Consider the following 11,757-nt stretch of genomic DNA (forward strand, 5'->3'; position numbering starts at 1 on the left):
GTCCGACCGCGGCACCGACCGTAGAGGGGGAAGCCAGTTCCGGCCGGCACTACACCGCAGGAGCACACCATTTTCGACGTCTTCCTCTGTTACAACTGGGATGACAAGCCATGGGCGGACGAGCTACACGCCGCGCTCACGGCTCTTCACGTCCGGGTCTTCCAGGACGACAAGGACATCCCGCACGGTGACACGCTAGATCCTGCTCTGCTCAAGGCGTTGCTCGGGGCGCACATGCTGGTCCCGTTGATCAGTCCCACGTTCCACGAGAGCGCCAGCTGCCGCCGCGAACTGCACACCGCGCTGACGGCCGCGTACCACCTCGAAGCCGGGTCCACCGAACGGGTCATGCCGGTGACGTGGCGAGTACGGCCAAGCAGGCTGCGGCCGAAACAGCTCAAACGGCCGAGGCTGCTCAGCCGGGAGAGCCACGATGTCGCCCAGCAGGCCGCGATCATCGCCGGCAAGCTCGCGCGCCTCAAGGTTGCTGACGACCGCCGGTTCGGTGACGCGCCACGCCATCCCGATCCGGTGTGGTACCCGCATTTCCTGCCCGGAAACAAACAGTTCTTCGGGCGCGCCGAAGTGCTGTGGGATCTGCACGAGGCGTTGCTGATCAAAGGCAAGCCGGGAAACCAAGGTCACCCGGTCGTGTCGGTCCGCGGCCAAGGCGGACAGGGTAAGACCGCGCTGTGTGAGCAGTACGCCCGGTGGTTCTCCCAGGATCACCCGGGAGGGGTCTTTGTCCTGCGGCTCGGCGGCAGTGACCGGAGCAGGCACACAGATCCCGAAACCGTGCTGAGTCAGTTCCGGCTGCAGCTGCGGCCGATCGCCGCACGCCTCGGTGTGCCACCCGCAGGCATTGCCGAGAAGCTCGCCGACGGGATGCCCTATCTCTGGATCCTCGACGACGTTCCGTCCACAGTGGATGAAGCGGTTCTTGACCAGCTCTTCGCACCGACGGCCAACGGCAAGACGCTCGTCACCACGCGTGGACGGCTGGCCAAGCGCGTGTCCGTGGAGATCGACCTCGAGCCACTGGACACGCGAACCGGTCTTACGTTGCTGACCAGCATACGGCCGGCGCCGGAGGAAGAACGCGCGGCGGCGCAGGAGATCGTCGAGAGACTCGGGCAGCATGCGCTGGGACTGACGTTGGCTGCCGGGCTCACCACAGCGCCCGGTTTCGCCGGGTACGTCAGGCTTCGTGACGATCTGATGTCAGGCGAGCACGACTCGCTGGAGATGGCCGCGCACATGGCAGACGAACTGCCGCTCGGTTATGCGAAGTCGTTCAGCTCCATCATCACTCGCAGCTACGCGACGCTGTCCGACGCCGGGCGTGAGGTCCTCGCCGCGGTGAGCGTCCTCGGCGCGGCGCCGATACCGCTTGAACTGGTCCACGACTTGGTGTCCACGGCTGAGCCCGGTTTCGCCGAGCTCAGCCGCCGCGGCCTCGCCGGTGATCTCGGACATGACGTGTTCACTGTGCATGCCCTTGTCGCGAGGGCGGCACGGTTGCTGTTCCCCGGCACCTACCGCAGGCGTCTGCACGACCGGGCCTGTGAGGTGCTCGGCGACTCACTGGAGGCTACGAGAGACGAGTTCCAGCAACTCAGAGCGATGTCACTGCATCTGCCTCACGTCGTCGCGCTCGCGTCCACACCGGAATGGCTCACCGGCCGGCTGGAGTGGCACATGCTCAACGAAGCCGGGCGTGCCCAGAACGAACTCGGCGACACCAAGGCGGCGTTGCACTCGTTCGAGGTCCTGCACGCCCAGACTGAGCGGTCACCGGACACTGACGAGGACATCCGGACGGCGGTCCTGGTAGGTCTCGGAGCCGCGTATTTCGGGCAGGGCAACTACACCAAGGCCGAGCGCGTCCAGCGGGAGTCGGTAACGCGGCTGTCACACCTGTACGGCGAAGGCCACCCGGACACACTGCAGGCCAAGGAGAACCTGGCCAATACGCTGTCCGGGCTGACGGAGTACGAGGCAGCCGTGCAACTGCTGACCGAGGTGTACCGAGCCAGGCGCGACAGCATGGGCAAGACCGATCGCCTGACCTTGATCGCCTTGAACAACCTCGTGATCGCGACCAGGCACTGCCGGTCGCATCATCTGGCTCTCCGGCTTGCCCTGCACGCCTGGACGATGTGGCATCGCGCCGCAGGTCCGGACATGCCGCAGACCTTGGAATGCGTGGAAAACATAGGAAACGCCTTGTGGTATCTCGGCCGCCCGACCGAGGCGGCCGATACGTACCAGTACGTCGCCCAGCGGCGAGGAGCCGTCCTGGGACCCAAACACCCGGACACCCTTGATGCTGAGGAGAACGCGAGGGTCGCTCGCGAGCAAACGCACTGGCCTGTGTACGCGGACCGGCTACGCGTGCAGGGACCTGACCATCCGGACACCTTGCGCACGCTGTGGCGGCTGGTGCGTGGGAATGGCGCCCAAGGCGGTGGCGAACAGGGTGAGCCAGTGCCGATCGAGGTGGATCTCGGCGAGGTGCGGTTGGACGGTGATCAAGCGGACCTGTTGTCGGAGATCATTGTCATGGCGGTCGAGTGGCAGGACGCCCAAGTCGCCAGGTATGGGCCGGATGACCCGCATGCCTTGCGTGCCAGCATGGTGTTGGCGCACGCACTGGCAGCCGCGGACCAGTACGACGGTCAGATCGAGGATGCGCTGACGATCATCCAAGAGTCCAGGGACGGACTGGCCGAGGCCGCCGCGCGGACCCCGGACACGGTCGAACCGTACGATCTGGAGATCGCCGAGATCCTGCACCACTGGATGGTCCGGCTTGCCGGCCAAGAGCCCCGGTACTAGTCCTGGGCCAGTCCCGCGAGCTCGTCGGCAATGCCGTCCGCTGCCTGGGAACCCAGTTCTTGGTAGAGGTCACGGGCCTCGGAGAGCAGTTGCCGGGCTTCGCCCAGGCGCCCGGCGCCAGCGGCCAGCCTGCCCATCTGATGTAGTCCGTGGGCTTCCTCGTGCCTGCTGTCGCACCGCCTGCTGTATTCGACAGCTTGCCGAAAGGCGATCTCCGCGAGGAGGTTGTTTCCCGCGCGGTGCTGGATCCGGCCTAGCCTGCCGAACGCCTCGGCGGCGTCGACGTCAAGACCGAGGCCCATGGCAATGTCCAAGGACTCCTCGATGTGCTGCACCGCCTGCGCGAAACGACCCAGCTCCATCTCTGCCAACGCCATGCTGCGCAAAGTGATCCCGACATTGCGTTTCGCGCCGGAGTTTCGGTACCAGGCCAGCGCCTGCTCCTGATTGCGTAGTGCCGCGGCGTACTCGCCCTGCCTGCGCAGCACAGCGGCCTGGTTGGACAGGGCGTTGCTGCGGCCGTGACCGTCATCAAGTTGTTCGAAGAGGTGTTCAGCTTGCCGGTAGTGGTTCATGGCCTCATCGAGGTCGCCGGCTTCGACCAGGGCCATGCCCAGGTTGTTGCGGGTCCGGGCCTCCGCGAGCCTGTCACCGCTGCGGACGCTCGCAGCCAGGGCGTGCAGATGTGTCTCCTGCCAGCCGTCCAGGAGCTTGTGCAGGAAGTAGAAGTCCCGGAGGGCGTAGGCGAGCTGCCAGATGCGGGCGTCCAACCCGGGTTCGTCAAGGGCGCACATCGATTCCAGGTTGCGTCGTTCTGCCCGGAACCATCGCAACGCGGCGTGACGGTCGGGGATTTCGGTCACCGCAACGGGAGAACCGTCAAGGGGAACTCGTAGCCGGTGCGGCATGATGATCCGGCCCGCCCGATCCGCGGTGTGCAGGTAGTGGTCGAACAGTCTCGTCACCGCTTCGATGGATTCGGAGTTCTCGCACAGCTCTCTGCCATACTCACTCATGAGGTCGTGGATCTGGTACCGGCCCCGCTCCGGCTCGGACACCAGGCACCTGCGGACCAGCGACCGTACCAGCCGGGCCGCCGCGTCGAGCGAGCAGCCGGCTGCCGCTGCCGCCGCCCTGCCTGCGAACGTGCCCGCCGGATGGAGGCTGAGCAGCCGGAACATGCGTGCCTCGTCGTCGGTCAAACCCTGGTACGACCAGGAGAACACACTGCGCACCGCGGAATGTCCATCGTCGCCGGAATCGAGGAAGTCCAGACGCGCGTCCGCCAGTTCGGTCACCAGGTCGTTGGCGTACGACGGCGTGTCGGCGACGCGTTCGGCGGCGATCCGGATCGCCAGCGGCAAACCGTCGCACAGTTCAGCCAACCGGCTGATGGTGGACTCATCGGCGAGACTGCCGATCGTTCGCCGCAGCAGGTCGACGCCTTCCGGGTTCCGCATTGGCTCGACGCGTCGGGCTGATGCGTCATGATGCACGACCAGACCACCCATCTGAAGGCGGCTGATCACGACCACGGAGCAGGTACTCGATCCGGGTAACAGAGGACGGACATGATCGATGGACGGCGCGTTGTCCAGAACGATCAGGACCCGCTTGCCGTTCAGCAGAGTCCGGTAGTGCGCCGAGCGCTCCTCCAGCGTGGGGATGGCTTCGGGCCTGGACTGTCCCAGCGCACGCAGAAAACCGGCCAGCGCCTCGTGGGGCCGCATCGATTCTCCGGCGCCGAAACCTCGAAGATCAACATACAGTTGACCGTCAGGGAAGAACGCTGTCGACGCCTGCGCCCAGCGCACCGCCAGAGCCGTCTTGCCGACGCCTGCCATACCTGTGATGACTGCGAGCCCCTGCGGCACCAATGTCCTGTCCAGCCATGCCAACAAGCCTGACCGTCCGATGAACACGCCACTTCCCGCGGGCAGCTGATGGGGGATCGCAGGCGCCGCCGACCTCGCATCGATGCGCACATTGCCTGTGATCATGCCCGCTTGCAGGGCGAAAGCAGTTTGCCCGGAGACATCGTTGCGCACCGTCGACGCTGGCGTGCCAGGCTCGGGTTCGGTCGTCACGACATGATTCTGCGTTCCGCCGCTCGGTCGCACGAGCCCTTCCCTCGAACGACCTAGTCGATGCCGGCTACGGCGATGTCACTGTTGGCATCAGGCCAATCGGACAGAGTCGGCGCCTGCATTTCTCAGCCGAGCTCAAAAGTGGTCGTGAACTCCCTGGTTTGTTTGCCGACCAACGGCACGGATCCGGCAATTCCGGAAACCGCTACGGCACCGTGCAGCGACACCTTTGTGGGCACTGCCTTGGTGTCGCCCGGTATGAGGAGCAGCAAGCGCAGGTCACGGTCGATGTGCAGAGGTTCGTTGTCGACAGCCGCGAAGCTCCACGTGGCATACGGCAGGCGCAGGCCCGATGTCGTGATCCGGGGGAAGTAAACGGTCTGTTCCTGCCTGCGTTGGTCGGCGATGGGAGCGGAGAGGTTCATCCGCTCCGCACCGGGGGGTCAGTTGAGCGGGCGGGTGTTCGCGGGGATGCCGCCGCCTGCGTGGACGGACTCGACGAGTTCGGCGAGGGCGGTGAGGGCGACGCGCTGGGAAAGCGGGCCGAAGGAAATCCGTGCCACGCCGAGTTCGGTCAGGCGCTCCTGCGAGGGGATCCCGGGGATGCCGACCACTGTGAGCCGCTGCGGGCCGAAGGCGTCAGTCAGTGTCACCACCTGCTCGTCGGACAACAGGCCTGGGACGAAGATCACGGGGGCGCCGGCTTCGAGGTAGGCCTTGCCGCGCTCGACGGCATCGGCCAGTACTTCGTCCTGAGGGCGGTCGCCTGCTCTGGCGAAGGCGTCGGTGCGGGCGTTGAGCACGAAGTCGGGCACGCCTTCGGCCGCCGCCGCTTTCATGATCGCCTCGACTTGGGCTGTTGCCTCGGCGATGGGCTTCATCTGGTCTTCGATGTTGGCGCCGACGACACCGGCGCCGATCGCCTTGCGGACTGTCTCCGGGGCGTTGCTGTAGCCGCCCTCGAGGTCGGCGGTCACCGGCAGGTCTGTGGCCGCGGCTATCCGGCGGACCTCCTCGATCATTTCGTCCACAGGGATGTTCTCGCCGTCCTCGTAGCCACGGGAGGCCGCGATCGAGTGGCTGGCGGTGGCCAGCGCCTCGGTTCCGGGGACACCGGCGACGGCTTTGGCGCTGATCACGTCCCAGACGTTGACAACAGTCAGAAGTTTGGGGTTCTTGTGCAGTTCGAGCAGTCTGCTTGCCCGATCGTTGGCCGCCATGTCGTCCACTCCTCATTCGCCCGCTGACGTGACAGAACCACCCTAGAGAAATGTGCCCGCTCCGCGCATCTGCAGAGAGGCGGGTAGGCCATAGCTCACGTCTGCGCTGAGTCGTGTACGCCGGGTTTGTAGCCGCCCCGGATTACGTCCACTGTGAACTTTGGAGTGAGTACCGTTGCGGTACCGGCGAATAGGTTCTGCTGGTCGGTATAGCCCGCAGGCGTCCACCGGCGAAGTTTGTCCTTGTGTATCAGCCAGTATCCGTTGTCCAGGACGATGAATACTCCGTCTGGGAGGGTGTTGAGCGGTGCTGTGTGGGTTGTTCGTGTGCCGTTGACGAGGCCGCGCTGTTTGTGCAGGACCAGGTCGATGTCGTCGGCTGTTGGCTTGGTTGGCAGGTTGAGTGCTTCGGTCCACAGTGTTCGGAACAGTTGGTAGTCGGCGTGCCTGCATTCGGCGCATGGGCGGTGTCCTGCGGCGAATGCGACGGCTTCGTCCAGGAAGAACAGTTCGGTGTAGCGACGGGGTTGCATGATCTGGCGGCGACGACCTCGGAACTCCAGTACGCACACCAGCCATCGACGGACCTGATGGCGACGAACCAGCGCTAGGTCGTCGTTGTGTAGGACGCCACGGTTTCCGTACATGGTGCCGCGGTGTGTCGTCGCGATCAGTTCACCGGCCGGTGTTACGCGGTTGCGCAACGGGTGCGTCAGCATCACGAACCGACGAGCACGGGTGTATGCGCGGTCAACTCGCTGACCTGCTCCAGCACGTGGCCGACACGCAGGACTGTGTCCTCCGTGAATGGGCGTCCGGTGACCTGGATGCCTACGGGTAGTGCGTCGTCGCCGAGGCCGCACGGTACGGACAGTGCTGGCTGGCCGGTGACGTTTGCCGCGCAAGTAAGGCGGAGCAGCATGGCTGTCACGTCCTCGGTGGACCCGTGCCATGCCACGTTTGTCTGGCCGACAAGGGGTGCGGTGCTCGCTACGGTCGGCGAGATGAGCACGTCGATGTCGGCGAACAGTGCCTTCCATTGCTCCTTGAGGTACGCACGGACCCGTTGCGCCTTCACGTAGTCCACCGCGGTCACCTGCTGTCCCTGTTCCAGCAGTGCGTGCACGTCTGGTTGGTAGAGCGCTCCCTTTGTGCGCAAGACTTCCTCGTGGTAGGCGCTGGCCTCGGACGTGATCAATGTCCAGAACACCGGGCCGATCACGGTTGTGTCCGGCACGGTCACCTCCCGCACCTCTGCGCCCGCGTCCATGAGCAGACCGGCCATTCGGTGTACGACTGTGGCGACGTCCGGCGCCACTCGGTCGAAGAAGTGGTTGACGGGGATGCCTACGGTCAGGCCGCGCACGTCGGATGTGAGCACTGGCAACGGAGAACTGATCGCGCTGAGTACATGACCGGCATCGGCGACGCTGCGGGTGATTGGGCCGACTGTGTCAAGCGACCACGCCAATGGGGTGACGCCGTGCCGGGAAACACTGCCATATGTAGGTTTCAAGCCGACCACGCCGCACAGCGCAGCTGGGACGCGGATCGACCCGCCGGTGTCTGTGCCGATCGCGAACTGTGCCAGGCCTGCTGCCACGGCGGCGGCTGAGCCGCCACTGGAACCGCCGGGGATGTGTGCCAGATTCCACGGGTTACGCGTGGTCGGGGTGATCAGGCCGTACGCGAACTCGTGTGTGTGAGTCTTGCCCACGAGCAACGCGCCCGCGTCCGCCAACCTGCGGACCACCTCCGCATCGGCAGTGGGAACGTGGTCGGCGCGGACCGCCGAGCCGCTCGTGGTGAGGACACCGGCAGTGTCTACAATGTCCTTTACACCCATCGGGATGCCATGCAACAGCCCTAGGTCGACTCCGTTGACCAGCGCGTGTTCAGCGCGGACGGCTGCAGAGCGGGCGCGTTCGGCAGTCACGGTTGCGAACGCGCCCACCAGACCGTCGAGTGCTTCGATACGGTCGAGGACGGAGTCCATGAGTTCCACGGGAGAGAGGTCTCCCAGACGGAACAACCGGGCTGTCTCGGTGATGGTGAGCTGATACGGCTGCATGGCTCACTCCCATCGCGCGTCGAACACGGTGGCCGGGGCGATATCCTCGAGCGGCACACTGTCCAATGGGGACAACGACTCGGTGGCCGGGTCGTCCGGTTGTTCGGTCATACAACCCAGTCCACCAGGGCCGGGCCTGGTGAGCTGGCGGTTTCGCGACGGCATCTTCCCCGCGAGGGTGCTGTCGGATTTCCGCCAGCCGGGGCTCCTGGCTTGGGGAAGACTGGTCTCGTGGAAAGGACCAGTATCCCATCGCGCGGCCATCGCTGCCATACGATCACCGACAGTCCATGCGGCCCGCTTACCCTGGTGGCCACGGACGGGCAGCTCTCCGGCCTGTACATGACCGATCAGCGCCACCGACCGGCCCAGGAGACCTTCGGCGTGCCGGACCCGGAACCGTTCGGCGACGTGATCATCCAGCTGGCTGAGTACTTCGCCGGTCGTCGTACCGAGTTCACGATGCCGTTGACTTTGCGTGGCACTGACTTCCAGCGGAAGGTGTGGGCAGGCCTGCAGCAGATCCCGTACGGGGAGACGTGGTCGTACGGCCAGCTCGCGGACCACCTGGGGCGGCCGACCGCGTCCCGGGCCGTGGGCTTGGCCAACGGAAAGAACCCGATCGGGGTCATCGTGCCCTGTCACCGGGTGGTCGGCGCGAACGGGAGCCTGACCGGATATGGGGGCGGCCTGGAGCGCAAACAGTTCCTGCTCGACTTCGAGCGTGGGATCGCCAGCGACAGCTAACCTTGCAGGTACTGGGTCGCGTACGCCCGCCATGGTCGCCAGCCGTAGGCGTACGCGGTCAGCGCCTCCGGCGAGGAGTTGAGCCCCAATCTGGCCGACGCCAGCTGGACGCCGTACTGCGTCGGGACAAACGCGTCCGGGTCGCCCAACGCCCGCATCGCGATCTTCTCGACGGTCTGCGCCTCGATGCCTGGCAACGAGGCCAGCTGACCACGGGTCCGGCTCCAGTCGCTGCCCGAACTCACATCCACGTCGCCGCCCGCCAGCGCGTTCGCCAATCGGAGCAACGGGCCGCGAACTTCCTTGGGCACGGCCAGTTCCCCCGGATCCAGACTGGCCACAGTAGATGGTTCGGGGAACAGGCGGGTGAGTCCGCCGACCGGCTCGGCGAGCTCCTTTCCATGGGCGGCGACGAACCGGGCAGCCCGGATCCGCGCGGTCGCCGACGATGTTCCCTGACCGAGGACAGCCCGGATGGCGAACTCGGCGGGATCAACCGTTCGCGGGACCCGGCGGCCCGGTGCCTGGTCCACCTGAGGAGCCAGCATCGGGTCGCCGCGCAACTGCTCGTCGACCGCCACCGGGTCCGCGTCCAGGTCGAGCAACCAGCGGCAGCGGGCGATCGCGGTGGACAGGTCGCGCAGGTCCGTCAGGTCGAGCCGGCACTCGATGTGGTCTTCCGCAGGGCGGAGTGTGGCCACGCCATGGCCGTACGGCAGGCGCAGGGTACGTGAGTACGCCTTGTCGCGGTATTCCTCCACGCCCGCAACAGCGTCCTGGGCCAGCTGTCCGAACAAAGTGCCCGTACACAGTGGAGCCCGGAAAGGCAGACGCACCAACAGAGACCCGGTCGCCGGACCCGGCTCGTCCTCCACCCGGTTACGCAGTTCGGTGGGCGTGAAGCCGAACACCTCGCGCACAGTGTCATTGAAGGTCCGTACGCTCGCGAAGCCTGCCGCGAATGCGATGTCCGCCATGGGCACCGAGCTGGTCTCGATCAGCAGCCGCGCGGTCTGCGCACGCTGTGCTCTGGCCAGAGCCAAAGGGCCTGCGCCCAGTTCAGCCAGGAGTTGCCGCTGGATCTGGCGGACGCTGTAGCCCAGCTGGGCGGCCAATCCTGGGACGCCATTGCGGTCGACCTCGCCGTCCGCGATCAGTCGCATCGCACGGGCCACGAGATCGGCCCGCTCGTTCCATTGTGGAGAGCCAGGACTCGCGTCCGGCCGGCATCGCTTGCACGCCCGGAACCCGGCCCGTTGCGCGGCGGCCGCGCTGGGGTAGAAGCGCATGTTCTCCACTTTGGCCAGCATGGCCGGGCAGCTTGGCCGGCAGTAGTTCCCAGTGGTGATCACGGCAGCGAAGAACCAGCCGTCGAACCGCGGGTCCTTTGCCCGGACAGCCCTGATACAGCGCTCCAGATCGTCGTGCATGTCTCCAGTGTCGCGCGTGGTACGCACCCGGCCTAGAGAAAAAACGACATCACCTTCACGATCGAGGTGGCGTCGCATTCCTGCCAGACCGGGCCGGTGGGGGGCTGTTGGACTGGATCCGAACCGGTGTGACACTTCTCGATGGGACGGGAGCCATGTCCGCGACGACCACTTGCCTTGACAGCACTGCGGTGTCCCGACGATCACCCCTGGTCAGCTGGCTTGCCGTGACATCGGTGATGCTGGGGATCTTCTCCATCGGCACCAGCGGAAACCTGCCGATCGGGCTGCTCACGTCGATCGGGGCGACCTACCACATCTCCGACGGCACCGCAGGACTGATGATGACCGTGCCAGGCTTCCTGGCGGCCATCTCGGCGCCGACACTGACCGTGGCCACGCGCACGCTGGACCGGCGGTTCATGCTGGCGGTGCTCATGATTATGTTGGCGGGCGCGAACTTCCTCGCCGCGGTCGCGCCCGCGTACTGGATGATGGTGATCTCGCGGGTCGTCGTCGGGTTCGTGATCGGCGCGTTCTGGTCGATCGGATCCGGCCTGTCGTCTCGGTTGGTACCTGCCGACCAGGTGCCCAGGGCGACGTCGGTGATCTTCTCGGCCGTGCCGCTCAGTTCGGTGCTCGGCGTGCCGGCCGGCACGTTCATCGGCGACCAGCTGGGCTGGCGTGCGGCGTTCGTCGCGATGGGCCTGCTCACAATCGGCATTCTCGCCATGCTGCTCGCGTTCGTCCCGGCGTTGCCAGCGGTCGAGGTGACCAAGCTGAACGTGCTCGGCGACATGTTGCGCGACAAGATGGTCCGGGTCGGCCTGGTGGTCACGTTCCTGGTCGTCCTGGCGCATTTCGGGGCCTACACCTACGTGCGGCCGTTCCTGGAGGACGTCACCAAGGTCGGTCCAGGCCTGATCACCGTTCTGCTGTTCATCTACGGCCTGGCCGGCATCGTGGGCAACTTCGTCGCAGGTGCCATGGCGGCCCGCAATGTCCGGCGTACGGTCATCATCGCCGCCTGCATGATCGCTGTGGCCACGGCCCTGCTGCCGGTGATCGGCAAATGGGATGCCGGCGCGATCGTCCTGCTGATCGTGTGGGGAGTGGCGTACGGCGGTGTGCCGGTCTGCTCGCAGACCTGGTTCCGCAAGTCCTACCCTCAGGGCACCGAGGCCGCGTCAGTGCTGTTCACGGCGTCGTTCCAGGCGACTTTCTCAGTCGGCGCACTGCTCGGCGGCGTAGTCGTGGATGCCTCTTCACCGTCGATCGTCATGGTGTGCGGTGCTGTCACAGCGGTCCTGATGACCCTGGCCGTGTTGACGCTGAGCCGACCTGGGCAGCCTGGCTGACCTTGC

9 protein-coding genes are annotated in these 11,757 nt (G+C 65.9%); 3 read left to right on the top strand and 6 right to left on the bottom strand.

The window, feature by feature from the left end; all coding sequences use genetic code 11:
- The first annotated feature begins 69 nt into the window (after window positions 1-69).
- Complete coding sequence (locus JOF56_RS37700; protein WP_307855819.1) at window positions 70-2,838, top strand: tetratricopeptide repeat protein; 2,769 nt, start codon at window positions 70-72, stop codon at window positions 2,836-2,838.
- Here JOF56_RS37700 and JOF56_RS37705 read toward each other — a convergent pair.
- The 5 genes from JOF56_RS37705 to JOF56_RS37725 form a co-directional block, all read right to left on the bottom strand.
- Entirely contained in the window at window positions 2,835-4,925 is a 2,091-nt protein-coding gene (locus JOF56_RS37705) for an ATP-binding protein (protein ID WP_209644200.1), read from the bottom strand. The two genes, JOF56_RS37700 and JOF56_RS37705, sit on opposite strands and share 4 nt — an antisense overlap.
- 125 nt (window positions 4,926-5,050) lie before the next feature.
- On the bottom strand, window positions 5,051-5,350 hold the full coding sequence (locus JOF56_RS37710) for a hypothetical protein (protein WP_209644201.1): 300 nt from the start codon (window positions 5,348-5,350) through the stop codon (window positions 5,051-5,053).
- A gap of 18 nt (window positions 5,351-5,368) precedes the next feature.
- The gene (locus JOF56_RS37715; RefSeq protein ID WP_209644202.1) at window positions 5,369-6,145 is read right to left on the bottom strand and encodes an isocitrate lyase/PEP mutase family protein; all 777 of its coding nucleotides are present in this window, start codon (window positions 6,143-6,145) and stop codon (window positions 5,369-5,371) included.
- Window positions 6,146-6,240: 95 nt separating this feature from the next.
- Complete coding sequence (locus tag JOF56_RS37720; RefSeq protein ID WP_209644203.1) at window positions 6,241-6,867, bottom strand: hypothetical protein; 627 nt, start codon at window positions 6,865-6,867, stop codon at window positions 6,241-6,243.
- Window positions 6,864-8,216 (bottom strand): amidase, encoded by a 1,353-nt coding sequence (locus JOF56_RS37725; RefSeq protein WP_209644204.1) that lies wholly within the window; start codon window positions 8,214-8,216, stop codon window positions 6,864-6,866. Before JOF56_RS37725 ends, JOF56_RS37720 begins: the two co-directional genes overlap by 4 nt.
- Window positions 8,217-8,462: 246 nt before the next feature.
- Between JOF56_RS37725 and JOF56_RS37730 the strand changes: the two genes are divergently transcribed.
- A complete protein-coding gene (locus tag JOF56_RS37730; RefSeq protein WP_372448398.1) occupies window positions 8,463-8,963 on the top strand; it encodes a methylated-DNA--[protein]-cysteine S-methyltransferase in 501 nt (166 codons plus the stop codon).
- Here JOF56_RS37730 and JOF56_RS37735 read toward each other — a convergent pair.
- Window positions 8,960-10,393 (bottom strand): AlkA N-terminal domain-containing protein, encoded by a 1,434-nt coding sequence (locus JOF56_RS37735; protein WP_209644205.1) that lies wholly within the window; start codon window positions 10,391-10,393, stop codon window positions 8,960-8,962. The two genes, JOF56_RS37730 and JOF56_RS37735, sit on opposite strands and share 4 nt — an antisense overlap.
- A 191-nt stretch (window positions 10,394-10,584) precedes the next feature.
- On the opposite strand from JOF56_RS37735, the gene JOF56_RS37740 reads away from it, so the two are divergent.
- A complete protein-coding gene (locus JOF56_RS37740) occupies window positions 10,585-11,751 on the top strand; it encodes an MFS transporter (RefSeq protein WP_307855436.1) in 1,167 nt (388 codons plus the stop codon).
- Window positions 11,752-11,757 lie beyond the last annotated feature (6 nt).

The sequence above is a fragment of the Kibdelosporangium banguiense genome (assembly GCF_017876405.1).
Taxonomy (GTDB): Bacteria; Actinomycetota; Actinomycetes; order Mycobacteriales; family Pseudonocardiaceae; genus Kibdelosporangium; species Kibdelosporangium banguiense.

Excerpts from the sequence above, each read along its gene's own strand:
- JOF56_RS37710 (WP_209644201.1), bottom strand. The coding sequence starts at position 5,350 with ATGAACCTCTCCGCTCCCATCGCCGACCAACGCAGGCAGGAACAGACC.
- JOF56_RS37715 (WP_209644202.1), bottom strand. The coding sequence starts at position 6,145 with ATGGCGGCCAACGATCGGGCAAGCAGACTGCTCGAACTGCACAAGAAC.
- JOF56_RS37725 (WP_209644204.1), bottom strand. The coding sequence starts at position 8,216 with ATGCAGCCGTATCAGCTCACCATCACCGAGACAGCCCGGTTGTTCCGT.
- JOF56_RS37735 (WP_209644205.1), bottom strand. The coding sequence starts at position 10,393 with ATGCACGACGATCTGGAGCGCTGTATCAGGGCTGTCCGGGCAAAGGAC.